The sequence below is a fragment of the Kibdelosporangium persicum genome, assembly GCF_013280595.1.
In the GTDB taxonomy this organism is placed as follows: domain Bacteria; phylum Actinomycetota; class Actinomycetes; order Mycobacteriales; family Pseudonocardiaceae; genus Kibdelosporangium; species Kibdelosporangium persicum.
Window position 1 is genome coordinate 15,967 of record NZ_JAAATY010000004.1, and the last position, 26,314, is coordinate 42,280.

Here is a 26,314-nt window from a genome sequence, read left to right on the forward strand (position 1 = left end):
CGCTACACCGTGGCGCGGAATCATCGGAGTATAGAAAGTACACACCGTGTCATCTTTATCCGGAGGAGAGCAATGCCCGCGTATCTGTTGGTGGAGGCCGAGGTCAGGGACATGTCGGCGGTGCCCGCGTACAACGAGATCGCTCAGCGCTCGATCGCCCAGTACGACGGTCGCTACCTCGTCAAAGGCGGGTCAGCCGAGTTGGAGGACGGTACGTCGTTGCCCGAAGGCAAAGTCGTCGGCGTCATCGAGTTCCCGTCCATGGCGCGGCTCAAGGAATGGCACACCTCGCCGGAGTACGCCGAGGCCATGAAGATCCGCGACCGGGCGGTCGATGTCCGATTGCTCTTTGTCGACGGAAACGTCTGACCGGTCACCCCCTACGATTCGATTGGCTTCGAGTTCTCGGGGGTGACTGGGTAGATGACGCTGCGCGTCGCCGTGGACTTCGGGACGTCCAGCACGTGTGTCGCCGTGTCGGTGAACGGCCGCGAACCACAGGTCGTCGCGATGGACGGGCGCCCGGTGCTGTCCTCGGCGGTGTACGCGTCGCCGGACGGCACGTTGTTCGTCGGCCTGGAAGCCGAGCGTCAGGCCGCGGTCGACCCGTCGCGTTACGAGCCCAATCCCAAGCGCCGCATCGACGAGCCGGAACTGCTCCTGGGCAACAGCGTGGTCCCGGTCAGGGAAGCCATCCGGGCCGTGCTCACGCGCGCGGTGCAGGAAGCACGCCGGTTCGCGGGCGGCGCGCCCGTGGACCAGTTGGTCCTGACGCATCCGGCTGACTGGGGCGGCATCCGCACCCGGGTCCTGCGTCAGGCGGCGAACGGGCTGTCCGAACGTATTTCCCTTGTGCCCGAACCAGTCGCGGCCGCGGTCTTCCACGCCGAGAACCTGTCGGGCCAGGGGGACACGATCGCGGTGCTCGACATCGGCGGCGGCACCGTCGACGTGAGCGTGGTCAGCCGGGCGGGCGCGCCGGGCCACGGTTTCCGTGTGCTGGCCACAAAAGGCGATCCGTCGTTCGGCGGCGCGGACGTCGATCAGGCGCTGCTGCAACACGTCGGCCGCCTGGTGTCCAACACGGACCCGGACGCGTGGCGGTCGCTGATCGAAGGCCGCGAGCTCGCCGACCGCAGGCGCAGGCGCGTGGTGTCGCAGGATGTCCAGGGCGCCAAGGAAACCCTGTCGCGGCACACCTACACCGACGTGCCCATGCCGGTTCCGTTCGCCGACGCGCATGTGACCCGCTCCGACCTCGAGCAGCTGATCGCGGCACCGCTCGGACGGGCGGTCGAGCTGACGGCCGCCGCGATCCGCGAGTCCGGTGTGCGGGCCAACCAGGTCTTCCTCGTCGGTGGTTCCAGCCGTATCCCGATGGTGGCCCGGATGGTGCACGAACGGATCGGGATCGTGCCGACCACGCTCGACCAGCCGGAGACCGTCGTCGCCCGTGGGGCGCTGAAAGCGGTTCCCGGCGAGCCGGTTCCGACCGTCCGGGTCACGCCGGTGCAGCCGCCACCACGTCCGCTGCCTCCGCCACCGCCACCACAGCAGTTCGTGCCTCCTCCACCACCTCCTGCCCCTCCCAAGCGCGGTAAGACGCCGTGGGTCATCACGGGCGGCGCCGCTGTGGTGGTGGCCGTGGTGGTCGTCGTCCTCGTGCTGACGTCAGGCGGAACTCCACCGGCGCCTCCGCCGCCGTCCGGCCGCACGATCGCCCAGTTCGACTACGAGTTCACGATGCCGCCTGACTGGAAGCAGGTCGCGTCGGACACCACGTACCGCGAGGTCCGGGTGAAGCCCGAGGGTGCGGAACAGGGGCTGGACACGATCATCGTCCAGGAGCTGGCGCTGGCCTTCGACCCGGCGGCGGACCGGGAACGCGCGGTCGGCGGGCTGCGCCAGCAGTACGAGAAGTCGAACCTCAGGCTGTCCGGCCTGAACGAAAACGGCCGGTTCGCCGACCGGGACGTGGTCTCCTACCGCCAGGAGGTCGACAACGCGACCGTCGAGTGGTTCGTGCTGTTCGACAAGCGAGCCCAGGTCAGCGTGGGGTGCGAGTACACCCGGAGCGGCCGTGACCGGGTGATGGCGGCCTGCGACCAGGTGGTCCGCACGATGAAGGTGAAGTAGATGACGCAGAGCTTCGACGACGCGGTGGCCAAGTTCTCCGGTGAGGTCGAGGACGCGGTGAGCCGGGCCCGCCGGGCCGCGGCCGAGGCCCGCGACCTCACCGCCCGGTTCCGCGAGGAGACCCGCGAAGGGGCGGCCGAGAGCGGGGACGAGGAGCCGGAGGCGGCCCAGGTTCCCCCGTCGACGGATGAGGACGACGATTTTTCACAAGAGCAAATCATGACCCGCGACCAGCGGTCCAATCGGCATAACCGCAGGTGAGAATGAGGTTTGCGGCATTCGCATTCGCACCGTCATAGCCCGGTTCCCGGTGCGTGCGTTTACAAGAGCAACGACCTGGAGAAGTTCTGCGGACAAGGGGGAACCAAAGCTGGCAAGGTCTGCGTCGGAAGGGTTGTACGGACAAAGAACGTGCAACCAGAACTTCGACGAAGGGGGCAACTCCCAATGTCAGGCTACGTAATCACGCCGGAGATGCTGCAGAAGGCATCGCAGGACACCGCCAACGTCCGGGAGAACTCGCAGGCCCACATCGCGCAGCTGCGGAACAACCTCGCGCAGCTCGAGGGTGCCTGGAAGGGCGAGGCCTCGGTGGCGTTCCACTCGCTGGTCCAGCGCTTCAACACCGCCGCCGAGAAGGTCCTGCAGGACCTGCAGACCATCAGCGAGAGCCTGATGACCGCGGCCAAGAACTACGGCCTGCAGGAAGAGCAGGCGTCGCAGGCCTTCAAGTCCCAAGAGGGCAACTTCGCGTTCTGACAGCCCCGCAGACTTCATTTCCGCAGTAGCACAGAACTTTTGTTTGGGAGGAATTTCAAATGCCTAACGGTGAGATCAAGGTAGAATTCGCGGCCGTCGAGGCCGCAGGCGCCCAGATCAAGGGAACCGCCAGCAAGATGGACCAGGAGCTCGACACGCTGCGCAGCCAGCTGGCCCCGCTCGAGGCGGCCTACACCGGTGCCGCCAAGGAGGCCTGGCACCAGGTCCAGACGAGCTGGAACAACGCGCAGAACGAGCTGAACCAGGTCCTCGCGCAGATCGGTGCCGCGACCACCCAGGCCGCCTCCGACTACCAGAGCACCGAGTCCGGCGTCGCGAAGCTGTGGGGCTGAGCGCGACCCGCTGAAAACCAAAAGGACCCCGGGCCACCGGGGTCCTTTTCTTGTGCCCTCATCGCGCGTTGGCCATCTTGGTCCAAAATTCGTCCCTGGCCGTCTTGTCGGGCAACGCGGTCACCTCGGCGGGCGCGGGCAACGGCGGGAAGTCGCTCGCCTCGGCCGGGCCGCGCGCCTCATAGCCCACCTCGACCTGGACTTTGCCGCCCCGGCCGGCCACCTCACCGCGGACTTCGGCCTTCCGCAGCGTGCCGTCGGCGTTGACGACGATCTTGACCGGGATCAGCCTGCCCATCATGTCCGGCTCGATCAGCGCGACGACGTCCGCGGGGATGGTGATCACCGAGTTGTCCACGAAGGACTTCAGGGTGATCTCGGTCCGCACCTCGGTCGCACCGTCGTTGAGCCGCACCGCGGCCCTGCCCAGCCCCGGCGGCGCGGCCTCGGTCGTCGTGTCCAGCGCGTCCATGATCTTGCACAACGTCTGGATGCCGGTGATCGCGCACGGGAACCCGCTGTAGGGCACGGCCGGCATGGACGCCCACTGGGTCGGCACGATCTGGGGGACGTACTTCGGGCCCAGCCTGACGTACTCGAGTGGATCACCGGCCGGTTGGTAGACGTCGTAGTCGAACCCCGGCGGCGTCTTCGACTTCCTCCGGGAGACCAGCGCGGGCGGGTCGCCCTTCCTGGCGATCTCGACGTCCGAGCCGCTCTTGCGCTCGTTGACCGCCGCATAGAAGAACAAACTGCCGCGAAAGTCCTTCGCGTCCTTGACGTACTGCCGCATCACGCCGAGGGCCGTTTCGTACGCCTTGTTCCCGGCCTTGCGCTCGTCGTCGGGAGACGCCACCGGCGTTCCCTCGACGGCCTGGCCGCAACCCGTGGCGAGCAGGCTGACGGCCAGTGCCACGATGGTCAGGCGCATCACAGTCCCCCTTATGCTCACGCTGGTCGGGAGGCTAGCGCAGGCCCGGCGGACCGGCTTCCCGGTCGTTTAGAGGGGGGCGTTTTGACCCTCCGGGATCGCACCAGGTATCTTCTATCGTTGTTGTGCGGCGCGGCGTGTGACTACTCGCGCCCTAGGTGGGTCCGACCTGCCGTGGGTTCGGCCCGCACAGGTACCCAGACGCAAGTTTTGACGATGAGGTAGACCCGTGCCCACGTACAGCCCGAAGCCCGGCGAGGTGGCCCGCGCCTGGCACGTGATCGATGCCGAGGACGTGGTGCTCGGCCGCCTTGCCACGCAGGTCGCAACCCTTCTGCGCGGTAAGCACAAGCCCACGTATGCCCCGCATGTGGACACTGGTGACTTCGTCGTCATCGTGAACGCCGAGAAGGTGGTCCTCACCGGCAGCAAGCGGGATCAGGCCTTCGCCTACCGGCACAGCGGTTACCCCGGCGGACTGAGCAAGAAGTCCTTCGGTGAACTGCTGGACACCCGCCCCGACCGGCTCGTCGAGAAGGTCGTCAAGGGCATGCTGCCGAAGAACAAGCTCGGCCGTGCCCAGGGCAAGAAGCTCAAGGTCTACGCCGGCCCTGAGCACCCGCACACGGCGCAGCAGCCGACGCCCTTCGAGATCACCAAGGTTGCCCAGTGAGTGAAGAGAACCTGACCACCGAGAACGTCGAGGCCCCCGAGGCCGTCGACGCCCCCGAGGCCCCCGAGTACGCAGCCGACCAGCCTGAGTACACCGAGGAGGCCCCCGCGGCCGCCCCGGTCGTGCGCGTGCCCGCCCCCGGCGAGGTCGCTCAGACCGTCGGCCGCCGCAAGGAGGCCGTGGTCCGCGTTCGGCTGACCCCGGGCAGCGGCCAGTTCCGGCTGAACGGCAAGAGCCTCGAGGAGTACTTCCCGAACAAGGTGCACCAGCAGCTCATCCGTGAGCCACTGGTGACCGTGGACAAGCCCGAGCTGTTCGACGTGCGCGCCAACCTCCGGGGCGGCGGCATCACCGGCCAGGCCGGTGCGCTGCGCCTGGCGATCGCCCGTGCGCTGATCGAGCTCGACGCCGAGGACCGTCCGGCGCTGAAGAAGGCCGGCTTCCTGACCCGTGACCCGCGGGTGAAGGAGCGCAAGAAGTACGGTCTGAAGAAGGCCCGCAAGGCGCCTCAGTACAGCAAGCGCTGACACTACTCAGCCCGCACAACGGGAGCAGCAGGTTGTCTCTGCTGCTCCCGTTCTGCTCTTCAGGGAGGTTTCATTGAGCCGGTTGTTCGGCACGGACGGCGTGCGTGGGCTGGCGAACGTCGACCTGACACCGGAACTGGCGCTGGCGGTGTCCGCGTCGGCGGCCCGCGTGCTGGCTGAGCACGACCGTTCGCACCGCCCGGTCGCGGTGGTCGGGCGGGACCCCCGGGCCAGCGGTGAGATGTTGCAGGCGGCGGTGGCCGCCGGCCTGGCGTCCGCGGGCGCGGACGTGCTGCAGGTGGACGTGGTGCCGACGCCGGGCGTGGCGTACCTGGTCGACAACCTCGGTGCCGACCTCGGCGTGATGATCTCCGCCTCGCACAACCCCATGCCGGACAACGGCATCAAGCTCTTCGCGGCCGGCGGGCACAAACTGCCGGACGACGTCGAGGACGAGATCGAAGCCGGGATCGACGCGAAGCCGCAGCGGCCGACCGGCGCGGGCGTCGGCCGGATCTACACCGTGCCGGACGCGCTGGACCGCTACATCGAGCACCTGCTGAAGGCGACCCCGCAGCGCCTCGACGGCCTGAAGATCGTCGTCGACTGCGCGAACGGCGCCGCCTGGGCCGCCGCCCCCCGCGCGTACCGCGAGGCAGGCGCCGAGGTGATCGCGATCCACGCGTTGCCGGACGGCGAGAACATCAACGACAACTGTGGTTCGACCCACATCGACGCGCTGTGCGAGGCCGTCGTCGCCGAGGGCGCGGCACTGGGCGTCGCGCACGACGGCGACGCCGACCGTTGCCTGATGGTGGACGCCCAGGGCAACCTGGTGGACGGCGACCAGATCATGGCCGTGCTCGCCCTGGCGATGAAGGACCGCGGCGAGCTCGTGGACAACACGCTGGTCGCGACCGTGATGAGCAACCTGGGGCTGCACCTGGCGATGCGCGATGCCGGTGTGAAGATCCGCACAACGGCCGTCGGCGACCGCTACGTGCTGGAGGAGCTGCGTAACGGCGGCTACTCCCTGGGCGGCGAGCAGTCCGGTCACGTTCTGCTGCCGAGCCACGCGACCACCGGCGACGGCCTGCTGACCGCGATGGGCGTCATGGCGCGTGTCGCTGCGACTGGCAAGTCACTCGCCGAGCTGGCCGGTGTGATGCGGCGCCTGCCGCAGGTGCTCGTGAACGTGAAGGTGGCGGACAAGGCGGCGGTGGCCAACGCCTCGTCGGTCAGCGACGCCGTGGCGCAGGTCGAGGCCGAACTGGGCGACAGCGGCCGCGTGCTGCTGCGTCCGTCGGGCACCGAGCAGCTCATCCGGGTGATGGTCGAAGCGACCAGCGAAGCGGCGGCGGAAGCCGCGGCGAACCGTCTGGCCGGAGTGGTCTCGGCAGTCTCCTGAACCCACACTGATGACGGGGGCGGACTGGCTACGCTGAGTGCGTGACTCACGGTCCGTCTCCGAACCAGCACTGTCAGCATCCGGAACCTCGGCCACTTTCCGGGCCGCCGAAGCCGTCCCCGCCAGGCAATCCGATGCCGTCGGGATACCGGTCCTCCACCGCGGCAGCCACTGAGGTGGAGGTGATCAGATGACGTACGGTCCGCCGCCCAACCAGGGCTGGCAGCAACCGCCGCCGCCACCACCCGGCTGGGGCCCGCCGATCAGGGGTCCCCGGAAACCGCCACTGCCAGGCCTTGTCGTCACGTTAGGCATCCTGGCGATCGTCTTCGGCTTGTTGTCCGGTGGTGTGCAAGGGCCCGCGGACATCACCGCATTCGTGATCAAGGTGCTGGTGGGCCTGATGGCCCTGGTCGGCGGAATCATGGTGCTGAACCGGGCACGGGCCGGTGCGGTCCTGCTGACGATTTCCGGTGGGCTGAACACTCTCGTCTTCGCGCTGTCGTTCTTCACCTCGCTCGGACGGGCACCTCGCTTCACCAGACTCTTCTCGCTCTTCAACGACGGTCTTCCGCTGCTGCATGCCCTCCTGGGCATCGCCGTGCTCGTGCTGTCCTTGTTGCCGCAGGTGACCAAGGCCTTGAGCCAGCCCGGCCCGCCGCGTCCACCGGGACCGCCGCCAGGTCCGCCTCCCGGCTACGGGCCGCAGCAGCCTCCCGGATTCGGTCCACATCCCGGCCATGGACCGCCATTCCAGCAGCCACCACCGCCTTCTCGGCGGTAATCGGGCCGTTCACCCTCCGCGACCAAGGTGGCCTGGGTACATTCCTTACCGGACGAACACGATGGCACCGATCGCGCTCCCCGCGCGTCGAAGTCGAGAACGTAGCCGAAGTGGAGTAAGGGGGAGCCATGCCGGACGGCAAAGCCGACGTCAAGATGAATCCCGAGGAACTGAAGGCCCTGGTTCCCCAGATGCAGGACATCAGCCTCGGCCTCAGCCGGCTGGTCACGCACATCAAGGACGCGAAGGCTCAGCCCAACCACTTCGGCCGGACGAACAACGCCGCCGCCGCGGGCAACTTCGTGCGGCAGAGCGTCGACACGCTGGCGGGGTCGGTCACCCAGGCCCAGCAGTACGCCGCCTCGCTGGTCACCGCGCTGCAGCAGTCGGTCGGGATGACGACGGAGACCGAGCAGCAGAACAAGCAGTCCTTCCACAACCAGGCGGTGTGAGCACATGGCACTTCGTGGTGTTCAGGACTCCGCCGACGACCTGCTGAAGCCGCCTGAGGTCGATCAGACCACCGCGCGCAAGATGATCGACGACGCGATCGCGCGGTGGAACAAGGAGCTGTCGAGCGGCAGCGGCAACGGGGAGCTCTACAAGCGCTGGCAGCACCACCCGGTCTCGGGCAACCGGTTCATGAAGGAGCCCTGCTGGGGCGACCACAAAGACCAGCCCGAAGGCGAGCTGCTGGAGAAGCTCAAGGCGATCGAGTTCGGGCCCATCCTGGAGACCGCCCGGCGGCTGACCGACTCGGCCACCTTCACCGGCGACGTCCAGGAGGCGCTGAAGAACGTCTCCGCCCGGGTGGCCGACAACTGGCAGGACAACAACGGCCAGACCGCGGTCGACAAGATCAACGCACTGGCCACCGCCTCGACGAAGTTCCAGGACACGGCCAACCGGTTCGCCACGAACCTGGCCGGGTTCGCCAACGAGTCCCGCAAGTGCATCCAGCGCCTGGTCGACTTCGCCGGCCGGGAGAGCGATCAGTACTTCAACTACCTGGGCGATGACAACCACGTCGACATCGACCACTTCGCCGAGGCCATTGACGAGATCGACGAGTCCCTGCAGAAGGGCCACACCGATGGTCCGATCTGGCAGCAGGTCCCGTACAACCTGGAGATCGCGCGGAGCAACACGCCCGGTCTGATCATCTGGCAGAACTTCGAAACCTGGTACTCCGACGTCGAAAAGGGACGCCTGGACACGTTCTGCGAGAACTACACCAACGCCGTCGGGACGTTCCGCAAGCTGATCCGGGAATGCCACGACACGATCGACCGGCACCTGCAGAACCTGATGGACTCCTCGGCAGGGCTGGGTTTCACCCCGTTCGCCAACCTCGACGAGCTCGCCAAGGGCGGTGGCGACCAGCCGAAGGACCCGCCGCCCAAGGAGGAACCACCGAAGGAGAAGGAGCCGCCACCGGCCGAGAAGAAGAACGGTGGCGGCGGTCCCGTCGACTCGGGCGGCCCGCCTCCTGGCTCGGGTGGTCCGCCTCCGGGCAGCACCCCGCCGCCGCCCCCGCCACCTCCGCCGCCCTCGACGGACGACCCGAAGGCGGTCGACCCGAACGCCCCCGGCACCACCGATCCGAGTGACGTGCCCGGCGCGCCGGTCGACGGCGGACCGGGCACGAACACCGGCGGTGAGACGGTCACCATCGAAGACGGTGGCAAGAAGATCTCGGTGACCAGCCCGGACAGCGAGGGCCACGTCAAGGTGACCGTCGACGACGGCACCGGCCAGCCGAAGACCTACGACATGGACTTCAGCCAGCCGACGGGCCAGCAGCCGGGCATCGGCACACCGGGCGCGGGAACCCCGGGTGCTCCGGGCACGTCAACGCCGGGCCAGCAGGAGCCGGTGCAGTTCGGCCCGGACGGCCAGCCGGTGCAGACGATGCCCGCGCCTGCCGGAGGCGACCCGGCTGCCGAGACGCTGACGCCCGGTCCGGACGGCAAGATCGTCCTGGAGGACGGCAACGTCACCATCACCGCCGAGCACCCGCCGGGCCAGCCCGACGTGGTCCTGCTGACGGTCGACGACGGCACCGGCGACCCGACGACGTACACGCTGGACTACAGCGACCCGGCCAACCCGCAGGTCGACCAGCCCGAGCCGGCCGCCGCGCGGCAGGACGTCCAGGCCGAGCGTCAGGTCGCGCAGGCGCAGGGCTTCGCCGGCCCGTTGGGCGCCGACGCGCGTCCGGACTTCGCTGGCGCGGTCGCGAGTGCGACCCCAGGCGTTGCCGAGGCGCCCTTCGGCGGGACGCCGAACGGAATGCCGCCGGAGGCTCTCGCCGGTTCGGACCAGCCGGTGCAGACGACCAGCACCCAGGCGGTGGGCGGCGACTTCGGCGGTGGTTCCGGCGACGGCGGTTTCTCGGACTCGTCCTGGTCCACCCAGGGCGACCTGCTGTCCGGTGGGGACGACGACTACAACCAGGTCGCGCCCGCCGCGGGTGAGGCCGGGCTGGCCGCGATCCCGGAGGGCGGCCAGCAGGCCAATCCGAACCAGGCTGGTGGCGCCGGCATGGGCGGTATGCCGATGATGGGTGGCATGGGTGGCGGCGGTGCCGGTGGTGGCGATTCCGAGCGCAGCGGCGGACAGTGGTCGGTGACGGGTGACCTGTTCGCCGACGACGATCTCAGCGAGCCCGCCCGGATCGCCGGTGTTCTCGACGAAGACGTCAGATAAGGGAGTCCGTGCGTGTTCGAGATCGACTACTCCGATCCTGAGGTACGCCGCATCCTCGCCCAGTACGAGGACGTGACGGCCCAGTTCGAGTCGACGGCCGACGAGATCACCGTGGCGTACCACGAGCAGGCCGCGAAGATCGAGGAAGAGCACCAGGCCCGGATCGAGGAGAACCGCGAGTTCTACGAGCGGCTCGAGCAGGAGAAGCAGCAGCAGGACCAACAGCCTCCGTCGCCGTGGACCGCGCCGCAGCGGGAGACCGTGATGTCCTTCGGCGAGTTCGAGGACGAGCAACCCAAGCCGGACGCCTGGTCGACGCCGACGCCGCCGATGGGATTCCCGCCCGCGCCGCCGATCCCCGAACCGGTGCCGGAGGCGGAGGCGATCCGGTCGCCCGCGCCGGAGCCGGTGATGTCGTTCGGCGGTTTCGACGACGACGATCCCGCGCCTCCCGTCCGGCAGCCGCCGCAGACCGGCGGCGGTGGCAGGCGGCGCGCACGGGACGAGGACGACGAGGACATGTCTGGGCAGAGCTGGCTGCGCTGAAGGGCGTAGAGGGGGCGACTCATGACTGGGCGCAAGGACAGGCTTGAGGTCAACACCGAGCTTGTCGCCGCGATCAGCAAGGAGATGGCCGAGTTCGGCGCCGCGTTGAGCACGGCGCGGGAGTACGCGCACGCGGACAACGGGTTGACCGCGGACAAGTTCGGCACGATCGCGGCGCGCACAGGCGTTGGTCAGACGTACACGCGATTACGGGAGACCCTGCGCGGCGTGCTGGACAAGGCGGCCCCGACGGTGGATGCCTTGGCCGAGGCGCTCGCCAAGGCGAAGGAGCGGACCGCCGAGGCGGACGCCGAGGTGGCCGCGCGGATAGCGAGGGCCGGCGATGGCCTCCGATGACATCGTCGCCTCGCTGAAACCGGTCTCCGGCAAGGACATCGACTCGACCACCGAACTGCTCGACACGTTCATGTGGTTCCGGGACAACCTGTCCACCCGCACCGGCCGGTTCGGTGAGCTCTACCAACGCTGGAACGGCCATCCCGCCAGCAGGATGGGCGCCCGCGGGTGGTCGGCCCGGCCGTGGAATCCGGACGACGACCGGATGATCGACGACCTCGGTGGCATCGACTTCGGGCCGATGCTCGGCGACGTCGAGCGGTTCGGCAACCTGCGTGCGGCGTCGGACGAGATGCACGGCACCGTGAAGTCGATCCGCGACCGGTTGACCGACGCGTGGTCCGGGCCCGCGGCGGACGTCGCGGTGGAGAAACTCGACCAGCTCGGCAAGGCCTCCTTGACGTTCCGGGACACGCTCAACCAGTTCGCGGCCGCACTGGACGCGGCCAGGACGACGACCAAGGACGCCGTCACCGAGCTGAGAACCGCCGTGCGGGGCCAGATCAAGCGGTTCGACCTGTCCGAGGGCGTCGACGTGCGCCGTCAGCAGGTGGATCGGCTCGACATCGCCATGGCCGGTGGGCCACCGTTCGGTCGTCCGTACACAGTGGAGGAACTGACCCGTCCGTCCACTGTGGATCTCAATCGGGGCGGGGTCGGCCAGTGGTGGAGCAACGAGACGATCAACGCGCTGGATGCCATGTGCGACAGCTACTTCAACGCGGTCACCTCGCTGCGCAAGCTCGTCGGGGAGACCACGACGGCGATCGCCAACTCGTGGACGGCCCTCGACGAAGCCCTGAAACGCATTCAGGCGACCGCCGACCTCGATCCGTACGGCAGGATCACGCCCTCGGCGGCGGCCGCCGCACCGCGGATCGGCATCCACGCGCAGTCCGCTGACCGGGTCGGTGTCACGGTCGACGGCAAGCGGTACGAGATGGACTTCGGCCGCCCCGAACCCACCGCGCCCCCGGCGCCTGCCCCGCCGCCACCGGCGGCGGCGGCGGTCAACCCGGCCATGGGCGGCGGACCGTCGCCGAGTGGCGGAGGCTTCCCGGGTGGCGGCGCTGGTGGCGCGGGCGGAGGCGGTGGCGGAGGCGGGCCGTCGAACGTCGGCGCCGCGACGGAATCGCCGTTGCCGCCGGGCGCGATGGCAGGCGTGCAGACGCCGACGGCCACGGACACCCCCGAGGGAAGGCCGGCTGGTCCGGTCGGGGCCGCGCCCGCCGGGCCTCCCGGTGGCGCCGCTCCGATGGGCGCCATGCCGATGGGCGCGATGGGAGCCATGGGCGGCGGTGGTCAGCAGGGCAGCGGTGACCAGGACCGGCAGAGCAAGTGGCGTACCCAGGGCGACCTGTTCGACGACGCCGTGGACCCGGCTGTGCCCATGGTGATCGGCGACGACGACCCGTACGGCCCCTTCAGCCCGAAGGGACAACAATGATCGACGAGTCCGACCCCGCGGTCATGGCCACGCGAGCCCAGTTCGCCGAGATCTCCGCACGGCACCGTGCCGGTGTCGCGCAGTCCCTCGCCGAGTACCAGCAGGTCGAGGCGGCCAACAAGGCGTACCGGGACGAGGTCGCGCGCCGTGAGGCCGAACAGGCCGCTGCTCAGCGGACACCCGAGCCGCAGCAGAAGAACCCGTGGCTCAGCCGCCGGGCCGCGCCACGGTCCGAGGACAGCGACGGCGACGAGACCGGCTACTACTCAAACACCTGGATGCAGAACCGGTGACTGCTGGATCACGGCGCCCTTGACGTCGTTGTCCAGCAGTTCGTCGAACTTGTCCGTGCCGGTCAGGTGCTTGAGGAAAAACGCGGTCAGCAGCGCGCGGGAGATCCGTTGGGTCCGGCGTTCGCCCTTGCCCGGCAACAGGAACTGGCTCCAGTGCCGACCTTCGGTGAACCCGAGGTGCCCGGCTTTGGGCAGCTCACGGACCTGCACCGGCCCGGCCCACGCGCGGGCGATCTTGTCGGCGTTGGCCACCGCGGGCGCGACCAGGTCGAGCCCGGCGGTCACGTGCAGTCCGGGCATCCGGCAGTGCCGGGCGGCCTCCACGGCGGACGGCCGGGCTTCGGCTGCGGCCAGCGTCGCCACGGCACGGACCCGGGGGTCCTCGGCGGCGGCCAGCACGGCAGCGCCTCCGCCGAAACAGTGCCCGGCGAGACCCAGCCGATCGGGTGAAATACTGACCTGTCCGTCGCCGAGCCGTACGCTCACGCACGTCTGCAACGCGGTCCGCAGATCGGCCGCGAACAGCCGGTGCGACCCGAGCGGCCCCTGGTGGGTGCTCGGCGCGGCCACGACGATGCCGTACGTGGCCAGGTGACGCATCAGACCGTGGTAGCGCAGCGGCGGCTGTAGCCAGCCATGGCCGAACGCGATCGCCGGCAGATCCCGCCCTGACCTGGGCGTGAAGAGCACGCCTGGCTGCCCGGCCAGGCCGAGGTCACCCCGCAGTACCGCGTGCGGGCCGGGAAGTGCCAGCTCGTAGGCCAGCTGCTTGGCGCGTGCCATGGGGCGACGTTATCCGATCCGCTCCGGTCGCACCCGCTCGCCCATGAGGCATACCCTCGACGGCCGTGTGCGGAATCGTGGGATACGTAGGACACCGGTCGGCGTTGACTGTCGTCCTCGATGGACTCAGGCGCCTGGAGTACCGCGGCTACGACTCGGCCGGGGTCGCGGTGATCACCGGGAACGGCCTGGCCGTCGAGCGGAAGGCCGGCCGGCTGGCCAACCTGGAGGCCGAACTCGCCGGACGGGACGGGTTCGTGGGCACCGCCGGGATGGGGCACACGCGCTGGGCGACGCACGGCGCCCCCATCGACCGCAACTCCCACCCGCACCGCGATGTGACCGGCAAGGTCGCGGTGGTGCACAACGGCATCATCGAGAACTTCCACGCGCTGCGGCTGGAGCTCGAAGCCGAGGGCGTCGAGTTCACGAGCGACACCGACACCGAGACCGCCGCGCACCTGATCGCGCGCTCGTACGCCGGTGACCTGCCCGCCGCGGTGCGGGAGGTGTGCCGTCGCCTGGAAGGCGCGTTCACGCTGGTCGTGACACACGCGGACCAGCCGGACATGGTCGTCGCGGCCCGCCGTTCGTCGCCGCTGGTCGTCGGCATCGGCGAAGGGGAGATGTTCCTCGCCTCCGACGTGTCCGCGTTCATCGAGCACACCCGGGAAGCCGTGGAGCTCGGCCAGGACCAGGTCGTGGCGATCACGCGGGACGGCTACGACGTGACCGGCTTCGCCGGCGAACCGGCGCCGGCCAAGCACTTCAGGGTCAACTGGGACCTGTCGGCCGCGGAGAAGGGCGGCCACGACTACTTCATGCTCAAGGAGATCGAGGAGCAGCCGGAGGCGCTCGCGAACACGTTGCGCGGGCACTTCGTGGACGGCCGGATCGTGCTGGACGAGCAGCGGATGGCCGACCAGGACCTGCGGGAGGTCGACAAGGTCTTCGTGGTCGCGTGCGGCACGGCGTACCACTCCGGCCTGGTGGCCAAGTACGCGATCGAGCACTGGACCCGGCTGCCCGTGGAGGTCGAGCTGGCCAGCGAGTTCCGTTACCGCGACCCGGTGCTCGACCGGGACACGCTGGTCGTCGCGATCTCCCAGTCGGGTGAAACCGCGGACACGCTCGAAGCCGTCCGGCACGCGCGTGGGCAGAAAGCCCGCGTCCTGGCGATCTGCAACACCAACGGCGCGCAGATCCCGCGTGAGTCCGACGCCGTGCTGTACACGCACGCCGGCCCGGAGGTCGGTGTCGCCGCGACCAAGACGTTCCTTGCCCAGATCGCCGCGAACTACATGGTGGGCCTGGCTTTGGCGCAGGCACGCGGGACGAAGTACAACGACGAGGTGGCGCGCGAGTTCCGTGAACTCGAGCGGATGCCCTCGGCCGTCAGCCAGGTCCTGCGGACGGTCGGCAGGGTGCGGGCGCTGGGCCGTCAGCTCGCGGATTCCAAGGCAGTGCTGTTCCTGGGGCGGCACGTGGGCTACCCGGTCGCCCTCGAAGGCGCGCTGAAACTCAAGGAACTGGCGTACATGCACGCCGAGGGCTTCGCCGCGGGCGAGCTCAAGCACGGCCCGATCGCGCTGATCGAACCGGACCTGCCGGTCGTGGTGGTCATGCCGTCACCGAAGGGCCGGGCCGTCCTGCACGCCAAGCTCGTGTCCAACATCAGCGAGATCCAGGCACGCGGCGCACGCACGATCGTCATCGCGGAAGAGGGCGACGAGACCGTCCTGCCGTTCGCGGACGAGCTGATCGAGGTTCCTCAGGTGCCGACCTTGTTGCAGCCTTTAGTGTCCACCGTGCCGTTGCAGGTGCTCGCCGCGGAGATCGCCTGCGCACGCGGCTATGACGTCGACAAGCCCCGCAATCTGGCCAAGTCGGTCACGGTTGAGTAGAACGCTCCGCCGTCAGCTTCTCCGCAGTCGCATGTGCCGCACGCTCGTCGTGGTCGTGCGGATCGCTCACCGACAGTCCCGGTGAGACCTCCGTACCCGCGACGGGCCCTGCGGACTGCTGCAGTGTGTGCGTCAGTTCGTGGGCGAGCGTGTGATAGCCCTCGCTCGAACTCGGGTTGTACACGCCACTGTTGAAGAAGACGTCCTGGCCGGTCGTGAACGCCCGCGCGCCGAGCTCGTTGGAGAGGTTGGCCGCGGCGGAATCCGTGTGCAGCCGCACGTCACCCAAGGACTGCCCGAGACCGCTTTCCATCTGGGTCCGCAGCTGCGCGGGCAGCGGGCTGCCGCCACCGAGCTGACCACGAATCCGGTCGGCGACGTCATCACCCGGCAGGCCTTGCGACTCGCCTTCGACGAGCCTCGCGACCATCTGGTTGCCGCCGGCCAGAATCGCACTGGTGGCGTCGTCCCGCGCCGGCTCCGGCGTGGCGTGCGCCCGCGGCCGTTCGCTCACCGGCTCCTCGGCGCGGATACGGTCAGGCTCCATGGCCTCAGGCTAGGCTCCGGGGCGACCATTTCATACGGATCGCTATCACAAGCACCCTCCGGTCCGGCCGTTGCTGGTACACGGTGACGATGAACGTGCCCGCTTTGGCGCCCCTTCGGGCGAGGTAGTCCTCGGCACAGGCACGCGTGTACGTGATCAGCCAGGCCTGCTTGCTCTCGGGCGGCTGGCTGAAACACCACCCTTGGTCCTCCACCGTCTCGGTGAACTCATGAACGCGGTGTCCTTTCGACAGCTCGCGGCGGTACTCGATCTCATGCGTGTAGTTCCAGGCGCTCACATCCACCGGATGATCCGGCTTGGATTTCGGCGACGTGATTCGTGATCACCTGGTGCCGGAACGCGTATTTCATGGTGCCGGAACGCGTATTTCATGGTGCCGGAGTGGTGGACACGCGGTGCCGGAACGGTGGACACGACGGGAGGTCGTACGGTTGTTGATATGCGCGGAGTGTGGACGACGGATCGGGTGAAGGCCGCCGAGCGGAAGCTGTTCCAGACCGTGCCCGAGGCGACCTTGATGCGGCGGGCCGCGTTCGGGGTCGCGGTCTGTGCCGCCGAGCTGAAGCCCAAAAGGGTGCTGCTGCTGGTGGGGGCGGGCAACAACGGCGGCGACGCGCTGTGGGCCGGTGCGTTCCTGCGGCGCAGGGGCATCGCGGTCGACGCGATCCTGCTGAAACCCGAGCGGGCGCACGAGGAAGGGCTCAGGGCCTTCCGGGCGGCGGGCGGCCGGATCGTGACCGGGCCGGGGCCCGCGGACGTCGTGATCGACGGGATTGTCGGCATCTCCGGCAAAGGCGCGCTGCGGCCGGCCGCCGCGGAACTCGTCGCCCAGGTGACGGCCCCGATCATCGCCGTCGACCTGCCGAGCGGCGTGGACCCGGACACCGGGGCCGAGGACGGGCCCTGCGTGGACGCGGCCATCACGGTCACCTTCGGCGGGCGCAAGCCGGTGCACGCGCTCAGCCCGAGGTGCGGTGAGGTCCGCGTGCTCGACATCGGGCTGGCCGAGGCGCTGGGCGAGCCCGACTTCGGCATCATCGAACGCCGTGACGTCGCCGAGGCCTGGCCGATCCCCGGCCCGAAGGACGACAAGTACACCCAGGGCGTCACGGGCATCGCGGCCGGATCGGCGACCTATCCCGGCGCCGCGGTCCTGTCCGCGAGCGGTGCCGTGCTGGCGACGTCCGGGATGGTCCGGTACGCCGGGACAGCCGCAGAGGTCGTGAGCCAGCGGTGGCCGGAAGTCGTTGCCACCGGGGCGATCGAAGACGCCGGCCGGGTGCAGGCCTGGGTCGTCGGGCCGGGCATCGGCACGGGCACGGCGGGCCGCGAGCTGATGAGTCACGTCCTCGGTGTCGGCGTCCCGGTCTGTGTGGACGCGGACGGGATCACGCTGCTGGCCCAGCATCCGGACCTCTGGGACCGCCGGGACCCGGACACCGCGGTCGTGCTGACGCCGCACGACCGCGAGTTCGCCCGGCTCGCGCCGCTGGGCGAAGACCGTGTCGAGTCAGCGAAATCCCTCGCGCGGCGGGTCAACGCCGTCGTGTTGCTCAAGGGCTACAACACGATCGTCGCGGCGCCGGACGGCCGCGTGCTCGTCAACCAGGCGCCGTCGTCCTGGCTGGCCACTGCCGGTTCGGGGGACGTGCTGTCCGGCATCCTCGGTGCGCTTCTCGCCGCGGGCATCGACCCGTGGCTCGCGGCGGGCTGCGCCGCGTACGCCCACGCGCACGCGGGCACGTTGGCTGCCTCTGGTGCGCCCGCACCCGCCTCAGCGATCGCCGGCGCCCTGCCCGGCACCATCCGACGCATAACCGGCCAGCGGTGACGCCAGGCGCACAGGCTGGCTCAGCATGACTACAGTCCTGTGCTCATCCCCGGAACGCTCCTCGGTAGGCCGCCGGACTGGTACCGACGACGCGTTTGAACCTCTCACGGAAGGCGGTCGGCGAGCCGAACCCGACCCGGGAACCGATCAGTTCGACCGGGTCGGACGTCGACTCCAGCAGGTACTGAGCGCGGCGGACGCGCGCGAGGTGCAGCCACTGCAGTGGTGACGTGCCGACCTGCTCCCGGAACCGGCGGTTGAGCGTGCGCGTGCTCATCCCGGCGTGCCCGGCAATGTCCTCAAGGGACAAATCACGGTCCACATTGTCCTCAAGCCACCGCAACACCGGTTCCAGCTCCGATCCCTGCGGCGTCGGCGGTTGCCTGTGCACGATGAACTGCGCCTGCCCGCCTTCCCGTTCCAACGGCATCACGCACACGCGCGCGGCATCGGCCGCGACCGCCGAGCCGTGGTCCCGTCGGATCAGGTGCAGGCACAGGTCCAGTCCCGCCGCCGCGCCCGCCGAGGTCAGGAACTGGCCATTGTCCACATAGAGCACGTCGGGATCCACGGTCACAGCGGGGAATCGTCGCGCCAAGACGGGCGCGGCGGCCCAGTGTGTCGTCGCCCGCAGGCCGTCCAACAGGCCGGTGGCGGCCAGGATGAACGCGCCCGAGCAGATCGACGCGATCCGGGTCCCCGAGGCCGCGGCGGACCGCAGCGCCTCGATCACGTCGGCCGGTACCTCGGCCCCGGCGTCGGAACAGCCCGGCACCATGATCGTGTCCGCGCTCGCCAGCGCGTCCAGCCCCCAGGGCGGCCGCAGTTTGAAGGCCCCGGCGTCGATCATCGACGTGCCGCACACCCGGACCTCGTAGCCCGGTGTGCGGGTGAAGACCTCGATCGGGGTCGCCAGGTCGAACGGGATGACCTTGTCGAGCGCCAGGATCGCCAGCACGTGCATGCCGCCATTATGGCGAGAATCCGTTGATACCTGTCCTTCTCGCCAGTGTTCGCGGGCACGCCGAGTGGTTACCGTCACGCTCATGATCGCTCAGTTCGTGCTGTTCAACGGCTTCGACGCGGTGAACCCGGCGGGATTGCCACTCCAGGAGAACCTGGTCATCGTGCCAGGAGGGGTGACGGCGTGACCAAGTTCCTGCTCTCGGTCCACGTCATCGCCGCGATCATCGCGGTCGGCCCGGTGGCCGTCGCGGCCAGCATGTTCCCCGCCGTGGCCCGCAAAGGTGACGTTGTCGTACTCACCACGTTGCATCGAATCTGCCGGGTGTACGCGGTTGTCGGTATCGCGGTTCCGGTGTTCGGGTTCGCCACGGCGGGTGTGATGGGGGTGATGGGTGACGCCTGGTTGATCGTCTCCATCGTGCTGACGGCGATCGCCGCGGGCGTGCTCGCGTTGCTGGTTCTGCCGGTGCAGGCCGAGGTTCTCGCCGCTCCGGCCAGGAACGCCCGGCTGGCGATGTACACCGGGATCTTCAACCTGTTGTGGGCCACCGTGACCGTGCTGATGATCGTCCGCCCCGGGTCGACAACGGGCGCTTGAAGTTCTGGTGAGTGGGTCTGACAGCCCGGCCTGTCCAGGGGGATCCGCCTGCTGGCGGGTCCCCCTGGACGCCGTCAGCGACGACCGCTGAGCGCGCGGCTGCCGGCGTACTCGGCCTGCGAACCCAGCTCCTGCTCGATGCGGATCAGCTGGTTGTACTTGGCGGTGCGGTCCGAGCGGGACAGCGAGCCGGTCTTGATCTGTCCGCAGTTGGTGGCCACCGCGAGGTCGGCGATGGTGGTGTCCTCGGTCTCGCCGGAACGGTGCGACATCACCACGGAGTAGCCCGCCCGCAACGCCGTGTTGGCGGTCAGCAGCATCTCGCTGAGCGTGCCGATCTGGTTGACCTTGACCAGGATCGAGTTGGCGATGCCGAGGTCGATGCCCTTGCGCAGCAGTTCGACGTTGGTGCAGAACACGTCGTCGCCGACCAGCTGGCAGCGGTCGCCGACGGCATCGGTGACCAGCTTCCAGCCGTCGAAGTCGTCCTGCGCCATCGCGTCCTCGATCGACACGATCGGGAACTTCGCCACCAGCTCGGTGAGGTAGCCGACGTGCTCCTCGATCGAGCGCTTGCGGCCCTCGCCCTTGTAGTCGTACACGCCGTCGGCGTAGAACTCGGAAGCTGCGGGATCCAGCAGCAGCGCGACGTCCTCGCCGGGGGTGTAGCCGGACTTCTCGATCGCGCCGACCACGAACTCCAGCGCCTCGTCGGCGGAGTTCAGGTTCGGCGCGAACCCGCCCTCGTCACCGACGTTGGTGTTGTGGCCGGCCTCGTGCAGGCTCTTGCGCAGCGTGTGGAACACCTCGGAGCCCACCCGCACGGCCTCCTCGAAGTTCTCCGCCCCCACGGGCGCGATCATGAACTCCTGGAAGTCGATGGCGTTGTCGGCGTGCGCGCCGCCGTTGATGATGTTCATCATCGGCATCGGCAGCACGTGGGCGTACGCACCGCCGACGTAGCGGTACAGCGGCTGGCGGTGCGCCGCCGCGGCCGCCTTGGCCACCGCGAGCGAGACGCCGAGGGTGGCGTTGGCGCCCAGCCTGGCCTTGTTCGGGCTGCCGTCCAGATCGATCATCGTCTGGTCGACGACGGACTGCTCCTCGGCGTCCACGCCCCGGATCGCGTCGGCGATCTCGCCGTTCACCGCGCTCACAGCCTTGCGTACGCCCTTGCCGTGGTACCTGGTCTTGTCGCCGTCACGCAGTTCGACCGCCTCGTTGGTGCCGGTCGACGCGCCCGAGGGCACCGCGGCGCGGCCGAGCGAGCCGTCCGCCAGCTCCACGTCCACCTCGACGGTCGGGTTGCCGCGGCTGTCCAGGATCTGCCGTCCGACAACGCGCACGATCGCGGTCATGTCACTCCTCAAGCTGGGTGTATCGGTCAAGAACCATCCTGCCCCCAGCGTCGATGTCGCCTCGAACCGGCTGACTCAACACCGGTCCCCTGATCCACAAGGCAGGCTTTGGTACCTGCAGGGGAGGCGATCAACCACGGACAGTGCCAAGGTGGGTGGGTGAAATGGCGAGGATTGGTACTTTGCACGATTGGTCTCCTGGGGTTGATGGCCAGCCCGGCGAATGCCGCACCAGCCACCACGGTCCTCACCGATCGCGGGCCCGTTCGAGGCGCCGTGACCGGCGACGTCCGTTCGTTCCAAGGGATTCCGTTCGCCGCGCCGCCGACCGGCGACTTGCGGTGGCGGCCGCCGCAGCCCGCGGCGAGGTGGCGGGAACCGTTGGACGCCACCAAACCGAGGGGCATCTGCGCCCAGTTGCCGTCCTTCGGGCCCGGTGAGCTGCAGAACGAGGACTGCCTCTACCTCAACGTCACCACACCCAAACGGACGCACCGGCCGTTGCCGGTGATGGTGTGGTTCCACGGCGGCGCCTTCACCAGCGGCGCCGCGTCCATGTACGACCCGGTCAAGCTTGTGACACAAGGTGACGTGATCGTCGTGACGGTCGCGTACCGGCTTGGCCCGCTGGGGTTCCTGGCCACGCCTGACCTGACCGCGGAGGCCGGCAACCAGTCCGGCAACTACGGTCTGCAGGACCAACTGGCCGGACTGCGCTGGGTGCGACGCAATGCGGCCGCGTTCGGCGGGAATCCCGGCAATGTCACGATCTTCGGTGAGTCGGCGGGCGCCGCGAGCGTGTGTGACATGATCGTTTCGCCGTTGGCGCGAGGCCTGTTCCACAAGGCGATCGGGCAGAGCTTCAGCTGTGACGCCAACACATCGACGCCTGAGGCGGCCTACGCCGCGGGTGCCGAGCTGTCCGGGAAAGTCGGGTGCACGGACCTGGCGTGCCTGCGGGCCACGCCGGTCAAGGAGTTGCTGGAGGCGTGGCCGGGCGGGTTCCCGGTCGTCGGCGGCCGTGAACTGCCCTTGCAGCCACCGGACGCCATCCGGCAGGACAAGTACAACCACGTGCCCCTGGTGTGGGGCAGCAACCTGGACGAGATGCGGCTGTTCGTCGGCCTCCAGTACGACGGCGCGGGCAATCCGGTGACCGCACAACAGTACGAACAGATCACCCGGGAGACCTTCGGGCCCGCTGCCGACGAGGTACTGGCCAGGTACCCGGTCGGCGACTACGCCAGCCCGAGCGTCGCGTTGGCGACCTGGCAGACCGACGCCCCGGGGCCGCTGTCCACGTGCAGCCACCTCAACAGCTACAAGTTGTTCACGGTTAAGCCTTTCCCGGTTCCGGTGTACGCGTACCAGTTCACCGACCGGACCGCGCCGCCCATCGTCGACTGGCCGGGATTCGACGAAGGCGCGGCGCACGCCTTCGAGCTCAACTACATCTGGAACCCGCTCTTCGGCCCGCCGTTGTCCGAACGCCAGGAAGCGTTGTCGAAGGCCATGGTCGGCTACTGGACTTCGTTCGCGCACACCGGGAATCCCAACGACCGTGGCCTGCCGGAGTGGAAAAGCTACAAGTCCGATGACGACGTCCAGGATCTCGGGCTCGGCACCCTCCGCCCGACAAACCCGGCGGTGGGCAGCAATTGCGCTTTCTGGGCGGGATTGCGGCGTTAATACGGGGTAAGGACTAGCGTGGCGCCTGCCAAAGCCAGGTAGGCGCCCGGATAACCGATGTTGTGGTACACGCGCTTACCGACGTGCACGACGACAGCGCCGGTGAAGAACAGCACCAGGCCGATCGCGGCCGCGACGCCGAGCACGTGGATTCCCAGCAATCCGGCGGAAAGCCCGGCCGCTCCGGCGAGTTTCAGCAGCCCGAGCGGGAGAATCCACGATCGCGGCAGGCCGAGTTCGGCCGAGTTGGCCAGCACGAACCTGGCACCGGCGAAGTCCGCGACCGCGGCGTACAGGTTCACCGCGATCGTGACGACCGTGACGATGACGTAAGCGACCGACATGGATCAGCCGAACATCCGGTAGGCGCCAAGGATTTCGTACGCCTGCGGGGAAGGAACCGGGCCTGCGGCCGCTTTCGCCACTACGGCCTGTAGCCGGCGGGCCGCTTCGATGCCCGGCAACGGGTTCTCGGCGCCGTCGGCCAGTTCCAGCAGCGCGGTGAACTCCGCGCTGCCGGAGCGGCGCAGGTAGGCGTAGCGAATGCCTTGCGGCTGTTCGGCTTCCACGGCTTCGAAAGCGGCGTGCACGGCGTCCGTCACCGCGGAAACCTCGTTGGGTGCGACGTGGTACTGGATCAGGAGAAGTGCCATGAGCCCACGGTCGTCCGGTTTTCGGCTTGCGTCCAATACCTGCGTCTATAACCTGGCGGCATGGATGTGGACACCCGGCTGCTGCGCTACTTCGCGGTGGTGGCCGAGGAGGGCAACCTCACCAGGGCGGCGCAGCGGCTGTTCGTCTCGCAGCCCGCGTTGACCAAGCAGGTCAAGCAGTTGGAGAACCTCCTCGGCGTGCGGCTGTTCACCCGCTCGCGCGCCGGAATGGCGCTCACCGAGCCGGGCCGCACGCTGGCGGAGCGCGTTCCGGCCCTGCTCACCGACTGGGACCGGGTGCTGCGGGACACCAAAGGCGCGGCGAGCCGGGCCGCGCGAGTACTCAGGGTCGGTTTCCTGGCCAGCGCGGCCAACGAGGCCACGCCGGAGATCATCGCCGCGTTCGCGCGGCGCAGGCCCGGCTGGCGGGTGGAGATGCGGCAGGCCACGTGGTCGAACCCGAGCGCGGGCCTGTCCGACAGTGACGTCGACGCGGCGCTTCTGCGGCTTCCGTTCCCCGGCCAGGAGAACTGGCACGTGGAGGTGCTGCTGACCGAGCCCCGTTGGGTCGCGTTGCCGTCCGCGCATCCGCTGGCCGCGCGTGACCGCATCGAGTTCCGGGAACTGTGGGACGAGCCGTTCGTCGCCGCCGCGCCGGAAACCGGGTGGTGGCGCGACTACTGGCTGGCCACGGACGAACGGGAGGGCACGCGGCCGCGGATCGGCGCGGTCACCGACACCCCGGACGACTGGCTGAGCGCGATAGCCAACGGCTACGGCATCGCGTTGGCGCCGGAGTCGGCGGCACGGTTCTACGCCCGTCCAGGCGTCACGTACCGGCCGGTCGACGGCGTGACGCCGACGCAGGTCGGCGTGGCATGGGCGGACGACACGAACCCGGTGGTCCGAGACTTCGTCAAGTGCTGTCTGGGCTGCGGCGCCTCAGGCGCGCTTCACGCCGAGGGTCATCAGGCGTGACACGTATTGCGCCAGTTCAGCCGGTGTCCACGGTTGCTTGTCGACGATGAGCATCCGGCCGCAGCTCTCGCAGATCGAGGCGAGCAGCTCGGCCAGCACCGGGGCTTTGCGCTCGGTGTCCTCGACGTCGGTGGTGGCCAGGTACATCACCACCAGGTCGCGTAACCTGCCGAGGACCGTCTCCCGTGCGGCACGCACCCGTTTGGCCACAGGCGAATCCGAGGTGCGGGACGACTCGAACACCACCCGCCACGAGTCCGGCGTCTCGGTCGCCGCGATCAGGAACGCCTCAAGGCCCTGTCCGATCAGTGTTTCGAGGTTCTCGAAGTCCGGCGTCTTCGGCAAAGCCGCGATCACGGCGTCGAAGAGCCGTTGCTCCTCCCTGCCGAGCAAGGCCAGTAATAACTCGTCGCGGTTCTTGAAGCATTCGTACACCACGGGTTTCGTCACGCCGGCCGCGTCCGCGACCGCTTGCATCGATGTCCCGCGATAACCGTGTGCCAGGTAGACCTGCAGCGCCGAGTCAAGAATGAGGGGCCTTCGTTTTTCCGGGCCCAAATGCGCCGCCCGCCGGCGAACCGCCCTGTCTTGCGCCACTGATCGAACTTACAGTATCCCCCGCGTGAGTGATGGCATTACCACGCCGGTTTGTCTACGCGGACAACGTCGCGGTGCATCTGGCCAGCAAAGAGCGCAGGGTTTTCAGCTCGTCGGCGGTGAACGCGGCGGCGAGTCCGCGCTCGACCTCGATCGCTCGTGCGTCGGCCTTGTCGAACGCGGCCTGGCCGGCTTCGGTCAGCCGTGTTTCCAACATGTTGCGGTGCCACGGATGCGGCGTGCGCACGATCAGGCCCGCCGATTCCAGGTTCTGCAGGATCGTGGTCATCGTCTGCGGTGTCACCAGGCACAACCTCGCCAGTGCGGCGGCTGAGATGCCCGGGTTGTCGTTGAGGAACAGCAGCGCCGAGTACTGCGGGACGGTGAGCCCGCTCGGTTTCACGGCGGCTTGCTTGGCGGTCGTCAGCGCGTCGACGGCCGCCTTCAGGTCCGCTCCGAGGCGCTCTTCGATCGGCATCCGCACGTTCACATGCTACGTCTGATAAGTTCCTTGACCATCATCAGAACTCTTACTACCGTTCGTATCCTACTCAAGATGGGGGTTCGAATGAAACGGCTTCTCCTGCTGGTCCTGGTCGGTTTGCTGGCGATCAGCGGAACCGCGACGGCGCTGCCGCGCGTGATCAACGGCTATGGCGAGACGCTGCACCCCGAAGGCGTGGCGTGGGACCCGACCAGGCAGGCGTTCCTGGTCAGCTCGATCGTGCGCGGCACGATTTCCGTTGTGGGCAGCGACGGTCAGGCCCGCACGCTCGTCAGCGACCCGGCGTTGGCGCAGCCGCTGGGCGTGCACGTCGACGCGGTGCGCAACCGCGTGCTGACCGCGTACAGCCAAGGTCTCGGCATCTTCGAGCTGTCGACCGGCCGGACGCTGCACCTGGTCAAGTTCGGCAAGGCCGCCAACGACCTGGCGATCGACTGGTTCGGCAACGCCTACGTCACCGATCCACAGGGCGAGACGCTGTACAAGGTGGACGTGACCGGCACCGCGACTCCGTTCGCCACGGACAAGCGCTTGGCCGGTGTCGCGTTCGGGATGAACGGTGTCGCCTGGCACCCGGCCGGATTCCTGCTCGTCGTGCACTACGAGACCGGCAAGCTCTACAAGGTCACCCGCAACCGGGTCACCGAAGTGGCCCTCGACAAGCCGCTCGTCGGCGGCGACGGCATCGCGTTCCAGCGGGACGGCTCGTTGGTCGTCGTGACGAACAAGCTGGGCACGCCCGGTGAGGACGCGGTGACCGTGCTGCGGCCCAAGGGCCTGTGGTCCGGCGCTGAGGTGACCAAGCGCACAGCGTGGCCGATCCCCGCTCCGACTACCGCCGCAGTCACGCCGTACGGCACATACGTGGTCAACGGCAGGCTGGACTGGCTCCTGCACGAGCAGAAGCTCTCGAACGAGTTCTTCCTCAGCCGTATCTAGGACAAAGCTCGAAACAAAGATG

At 68.7% G+C, this 26,314-nt stretch carries 31 protein-coding genes; 21 read left to right on the forward strand and 10 right to left on the reverse strand.

Annotated elements, in window-relative coordinates:
* Window positions 1–72: 72 nt before the first annotated feature.
* The 5 genes from GC106_RS09005 (at window position 73) to GC106_RS09025 (ending at window position 3,248) form a co-directional block, all read left to right on the forward strand.
* On the forward strand, window positions 73–369 hold the full coding sequence (locus GC106_RS09005) for a DUF1330 domain-containing protein (RefSeq protein ID WP_173126784.1): 297 nt from the start codon (window positions 73–75) through the stop codon (window positions 367–369).
* Window positions 370–423: 54 nt separating this feature from the next.
* Entirely contained in the window at window positions 424–2,136 is a 1,713-nt protein-coding gene (locus GC106_RS09010; protein WP_173126787.1) for a type VII secretion-associated protein, read from the forward strand.
* Window positions 2,137–2,397: a hypothetical protein gene (locus tag GC106_RS09015; protein ID WP_173126789.1), complete on the forward strand. Its 261-nt coding sequence runs from the start codon at window positions 2,137–2,139 to the stop codon at window positions 2,395–2,397.
* A gap of 186 nt (window positions 2,398–2,583) precedes the next feature.
* The gene (locus tag GC106_RS09020; RefSeq protein ID WP_173126792.1) at window positions 2,584–2,895 is read left to right on the forward strand and encodes a WXG100 family type VII secretion target; all 312 of its coding nucleotides are present in this window, start codon (window positions 2,584–2,586) and stop codon (window positions 2,893–2,895) included.
* A 59-nt stretch (window positions 2,896–2,954) separates the two neighbouring features.
* Window positions 2,955–3,248, forward strand: a complete 294-nt coding sequence (locus GC106_RS09025) for a WXG100 family type VII secretion target (protein WP_173126795.1) — start codon at window positions 2,955–2,957, stop codon at window positions 3,246–3,248.
* A 58-nt stretch (window positions 3,249–3,306) separates the two neighbouring features.
* Here GC106_RS09025 and GC106_RS09030 read toward each other — a convergent pair whose 3' ends face one another.
* Window positions 3,307–4,179 (reverse strand): hypothetical protein, encoded by an 873-nt coding sequence (locus GC106_RS09030; RefSeq protein ID WP_173126798.1) that lies wholly within the window; start codon window positions 4,177–4,179, stop codon window positions 3,307–3,309.
* 229 nt (window positions 4,180–4,408) lie between these two features.
* Between GC106_RS09030 and rplM the strand changes: the two genes are divergently transcribed.
* From rplM to GC106_RS09080, 10 genes are all read left to right on the forward strand, one after another.
* A complete protein-coding gene (gene rplM, locus GC106_RS09035; protein WP_173126802.1) occupies window positions 4,409–4,852 on the forward strand; it encodes a 50S ribosomal protein L13 in 444 nt (147 codons plus the stop codon).
* Between the two features lie 11 nt (window positions 4,853–4,863).
* Entirely contained in the window at window positions 4,864–5,379 is a 516-nt protein-coding gene (gene rpsI / locus GC106_RS09040) for a 30S ribosomal protein S9 (RefSeq protein WP_173127772.1), read from the forward strand.
* Between the two features lie 73 nt (window positions 5,380–5,452).
* Window positions 5,453–6,787 (forward strand): phosphoglucosamine mutase, encoded by a 1,335-nt coding sequence (glmM, locus tag GC106_RS09045; protein WP_173126805.1) that lies wholly within the window; start codon window positions 5,453–5,455, stop codon window positions 6,785–6,787.
* A 190-nt stretch (window positions 6,788–6,977) separates the two neighbouring features.
* Window positions 6,978–7,571, forward strand: a complete 594-nt coding sequence (locus GC106_RS09050) for a hypothetical protein (protein ID WP_173126748.1) — start codon at window positions 6,978–6,980, stop codon at window positions 7,569–7,571.
* Between the two features lie 128 nt (window positions 7,572–7,699).
* Entirely contained in the window at window positions 7,700–8,023 is a 324-nt protein-coding gene (locus tag GC106_RS09055; RefSeq protein ID WP_173126808.1) for a hypothetical protein, read from the forward strand.
* A gap of 4 nt (window positions 8,024–8,027) precedes the next feature.
* A complete protein-coding gene (locus GC106_RS09060) occupies window positions 8,028–10,280 on the forward strand; it encodes a hypothetical protein (protein ID WP_173126811.1) in 2,253 nt (750 codons plus the stop codon).
* Between the two features lie 12 nt (window positions 10,281–10,292).
* On the forward strand, window positions 10,293–10,826 hold the full coding sequence (locus tag GC106_RS09065) for a hypothetical protein (RefSeq protein ID WP_173126814.1): 534 nt from the start codon (window positions 10,293–10,295) through the stop codon (window positions 10,824–10,826).
* Window positions 10,827–10,847: 21 nt separating this feature from the next.
* Window positions 10,848–11,183 carry a hypothetical protein gene (locus GC106_RS09070; RefSeq protein WP_173126817.1) on the forward strand — a complete coding sequence of 112 codons (336 nt, stop codon included), beginning with the start codon at window positions 10,848–10,850 and terminating at the stop codon, window positions 11,181–11,183.
* A complete protein-coding gene (locus GC106_RS09075) occupies window positions 11,170–12,630 on the forward strand; it encodes a WXG100 family type VII secretion target (protein ID WP_173126820.1) in 1,461 nt (486 codons plus the stop codon). Before GC106_RS09070 ends, GC106_RS09075 begins: the two co-directional genes overlap by 14 nt.
* Entirely contained in the window at window positions 12,627–12,923 is a 297-nt protein-coding gene (locus GC106_RS09080; RefSeq protein WP_173126823.1) for a hypothetical protein, read from the forward strand. The genes GC106_RS09075 and GC106_RS09080 overlap by 4 nt, the downstream gene beginning before the upstream one ends.
* Here GC106_RS09080 and GC106_RS09085 read toward each other — a convergent pair.
* On the reverse strand, window positions 12,897–13,706 hold the full coding sequence (locus tag GC106_RS09085; protein ID WP_173126826.1) for a dienelactone hydrolase family protein: 810 nt from the start codon (window positions 13,704–13,706) through the stop codon (window positions 12,897–12,899). The two genes, GC106_RS09080 and GC106_RS09085, sit on opposite strands and share 27 nt — an antisense overlap.
* Before the next feature lie 65 nt (window positions 13,707–13,771).
* Between GC106_RS09085 and glmS the strand changes: the two genes are divergently transcribed.
* A complete protein-coding gene (gene glmS / locus GC106_RS09090; protein ID WP_173126829.1) occupies window positions 13,772–15,610 on the forward strand; it encodes a glutamine--fructose-6-phosphate transaminase (isomerizing) in 1,839 nt (612 codons plus the stop codon).
* On the opposite strand, the gene GC106_RS09095 is transcribed toward glmS, so the two are convergent.
* Window positions 15,597–16,157, reverse strand: a complete 561-nt coding sequence (locus GC106_RS09095) for an eCIS core domain-containing protein (RefSeq protein WP_173126832.1) — start codon at window positions 16,155–16,157, stop codon at window positions 15,597–15,599. The genes glmS and GC106_RS09095 overlap by 14 nt on opposite strands.
* Before the next feature lie 4 nt (window positions 16,158–16,161).
* Window positions 16,162–16,461 carry a hypothetical protein gene (locus GC106_RS09100; RefSeq protein WP_173126835.1) on the reverse strand — a complete coding sequence of 100 codons (300 nt, stop codon included), beginning with the start codon at window positions 16,459–16,461 and terminating at the stop codon, window positions 16,162–16,164.
* A gap of 156 nt (window positions 16,462–16,617) precedes the next feature.
* Here GC106_RS09100 and GC106_RS09105 point away from each other — a divergent pair, with 156 nt between their 5' ends.
* Window positions 16,618–18,009 (forward strand): NAD(P)H-hydrate dehydratase, encoded by a 1,392-nt coding sequence (locus GC106_RS09105; protein WP_173126838.1) that lies wholly within the window; start codon window positions 16,618–16,620, stop codon window positions 18,007–18,009.
* A gap of 43 nt (window positions 18,010–18,052) precedes the next feature.
* Here GC106_RS09105 and GC106_RS09110 read toward each other — a convergent pair whose 3' ends face one another.
* The gene (locus tag GC106_RS09110; protein ID WP_173126841.1) at window positions 18,053–18,973 is read right to left on the reverse strand and encodes a GlxA family transcriptional regulator; all 921 of its coding nucleotides are present in this window, start codon (window positions 18,971–18,973) and stop codon (window positions 18,053–18,055) included.
* A 183-nt stretch (window positions 18,974–19,156) separates the two neighbouring features.
* On the opposite strand from GC106_RS09110, the gene GC106_RS09115 reads away from it, so the two are divergent.
* Window positions 19,157–19,573, forward strand: coding sequence for a hypothetical protein (locus tag GC106_RS09115; protein WP_173126844.1), 417 nt, complete (start codon window positions 19,157–19,159; stop codon window positions 19,571–19,573).
* A gap of 74 nt (window positions 19,574–19,647) precedes the next feature.
* Here the strand turns inward: GC106_RS09115 and eno are convergent, their stop codons facing one another.
* A complete protein-coding gene (gene eno, locus GC106_RS09120) occupies window positions 19,648–20,931 on the reverse strand; it encodes a phosphopyruvate hydratase (protein WP_173126847.1) in 1,284 nt (427 codons plus the stop codon).
* A 207-nt stretch (window positions 20,932–21,138) separates the two neighbouring features.
* On the opposite strand from eno, the gene GC106_RS09125 reads away from it, so the two are divergent.
* Entirely contained in the window at window positions 21,139–22,620 is a 1,482-nt protein-coding gene (locus GC106_RS09125; RefSeq protein WP_173126850.1) for a carboxylesterase/lipase family protein, read from the forward strand.
* Here the strand turns inward: GC106_RS09125 and GC106_RS09130 are convergent.
* Both GC106_RS09130 and GC106_RS09135 read right to left on the reverse strand, forming a co-directional pair.
* Entirely contained in the window at window positions 22,617–22,964 is a 348-nt protein-coding gene (locus GC106_RS09130) for a DoxX family protein (RefSeq protein ID WP_173126853.1), read from the reverse strand. The two genes, GC106_RS09125 and GC106_RS09130, sit on opposite strands and share 4 nt — an antisense overlap.
* 3 nt (window positions 22,965–22,967) lie before the next feature.
* Window positions 22,968–23,273 carry a hypothetical protein gene (locus GC106_RS09135; protein WP_173126856.1) on the reverse strand — a complete coding sequence of 102 codons (306 nt, stop codon included), beginning with the start codon at window positions 23,271–23,273 and terminating at the stop codon, window positions 22,968–22,970.
* A gap of 60 nt (window positions 23,274–23,333) precedes the next feature.
* Here GC106_RS09135 and GC106_RS09140 point away from each other — a divergent pair, with 60 nt between their 5' ends.
* A complete protein-coding gene (locus GC106_RS09140; protein ID WP_173126859.1) occupies window positions 23,334–24,251 on the forward strand; it encodes a LysR family transcriptional regulator in 918 nt (305 codons plus the stop codon).
* Here the strand turns inward: GC106_RS09140 and GC106_RS09145 are convergent.
* The gene (locus tag GC106_RS09145; protein WP_173126862.1) at window positions 24,216–24,848 is read right to left on the reverse strand and encodes a TetR/AcrR family transcriptional regulator; all 633 of its coding nucleotides are present in this window, start codon (window positions 24,846–24,848) and stop codon (window positions 24,216–24,218) included. The genes GC106_RS09140 and GC106_RS09145 overlap by 36 nt on opposite strands.
* A gap of 55 nt (window positions 24,849–24,903) precedes the next feature.
* Entirely contained in the window at window positions 24,904–25,326 is a 423-nt protein-coding gene (locus GC106_RS09150) for a MarR family winged helix-turn-helix transcriptional regulator (RefSeq protein ID WP_173127775.1), read from the reverse strand.
* Window positions 25,327–25,404: 78 nt separating this feature from the next.
* Between GC106_RS09150 and GC106_RS09155 the strand changes: the two genes are divergently transcribed.
* The gene (locus GC106_RS09155; protein WP_173126865.1) at window positions 25,405–26,292 is read left to right on the forward strand and encodes an SMP-30/gluconolactonase/LRE family protein; all 888 of its coding nucleotides are present in this window, start codon (window positions 25,405–25,407) and stop codon (window positions 26,290–26,292) included.
* Window positions 26,293–26,314: the final 22 nt, after the last annotated feature.

Coding starts and splice junctions, on each gene's coding strand:
- GC106_RS09005 (WP_173126784.1), top strand. CDS start 73: ATGCCCGCGTATCTGTTGGTGGAGGCCGAGGTCAGGGACATGTCGGCG.
- GC106_RS09010 (WP_173126787.1), top strand. CDS start 424: ATGACGCTGCGCGTCGCCGTGGACTTCGGGACGTCCAGCACGTGTGTC.
- GC106_RS09015 (WP_173126789.1), top strand. CDS start 2,137: ATGACGCAGAGCTTCGACGACGCGGTGGCCAAGTTCTCCGGTGAGGTC.
- GC106_RS09020 (WP_173126792.1), top strand. CDS start 2,584: ATGTCAGGCTACGTAATCACGCCGGAGATGCTGCAGAAGGCATCGCAG.
- GC106_RS09025 (WP_173126795.1), top strand. CDS start 2,955: ATGCCTAACGGTGAGATCAAGGTAGAATTCGCGGCCGTCGAGGCCGCA.
- GC106_RS09030 (WP_173126798.1), bottom strand. CDS start 4,179: ATGCGCCTGACCATCGTGGCACTGGCCGTCAGCCTGCTCGCCACGGGT.
- GC106_RS09050 (WP_173126748.1), top strand. CDS start 6,978: ATGACGTACGGTCCGCCGCCCAACCAGGGCTGGCAGCAACCGCCGCCG.
- GC106_RS09055 (WP_173126808.1), top strand. CDS start 7,700: ATGCCGGACGGCAAAGCCGACGTCAAGATGAATCCCGAGGAACTGAAG.
- GC106_RS09060 (WP_173126811.1), top strand. CDS start 8,028: ATGGCACTTCGTGGTGTTCAGGACTCCGCCGACGACCTGCTGAAGCCG.
- GC106_RS09070 (WP_173126817.1), top strand. CDS start 10,848: ATGACTGGGCGCAAGGACAGGCTTGAGGTCAACACCGAGCTTGTCGCC.
- GC106_RS09075 (WP_173126820.1), top strand. CDS start 11,170: ATGGCCTCCGATGACATCGTCGCCTCGCTGAAACCGGTCTCCGGCAAG.
- GC106_RS09080 (WP_173126823.1), top strand. CDS start 12,627: ATGATCGACGAGTCCGACCCCGCGGTCATGGCCACGCGAGCCCAGTTC.
- GC106_RS09085 (WP_173126826.1), bottom strand. CDS start 13,706: ATGGCACGCGCCAAGCAGCTGGCCTACGAGCTGGCACTTCCCGGCCCG.
- GC106_RS09095 (WP_173126832.1), bottom strand. CDS start 16,157: ATGGAGCCTGACCGTATCCGCGCCGAGGAGCCGGTGAGCGAACGGCCG.
- GC106_RS09105 (WP_173126838.1), top strand. CDS start 16,618: ATGCGCGGAGTGTGGACGACGGATCGGGTGAAGGCCGCCGAGCGGAAG.
- GC106_RS09110 (WP_173126841.1), bottom strand. CDS start 18,973: ATGCACGTGCTGGCGATCCTGGCGCTCGACAAGGTCATCCCGTTCGAC.
- eno (WP_173126847.1), bottom strand. CDS start 20,931: ATGACCGCGATCGTGCGCGTTGTCGGACGGCAGATCCTGGACAGCCGC.
- GC106_RS09125 (WP_173126850.1), top strand. CDS start 21,139: ATGGCCAGCCCGGCGAATGCCGCACCAGCCACCACGGTCCTCACCGAT.
- GC106_RS09130 (WP_173126853.1), bottom strand. CDS start 22,964: ATGTCGGTCGCTTACGTCATCGTCACGGTCGTCACGATCGCGGTGAAC.
- GC106_RS09135 (WP_173126856.1), bottom strand. CDS start 23,273: ATGGCACTTCTCCTGATCCAGTACCACGTCGCACCCAACGAGGTTTCC.
- GC106_RS09140 (WP_173126859.1), top strand. CDS start 23,334: ATGGATGTGGACACCCGGCTGCTGCGCTACTTCGCGGTGGTGGCCGAG.
- GC106_RS09150 (WP_173127775.1), bottom strand. CDS start 25,326: ATGCCGATCGAAGAGCGCCTCGGAGCGGACCTGAAGGCGGCCGTCGAC.
- GC106_RS09155 (WP_173126865.1), top strand. CDS start 25,405: ATGGGGGTTCGAATGAAACGGCTTCTCCTGCTGGTCCTGGTCGGTTTG.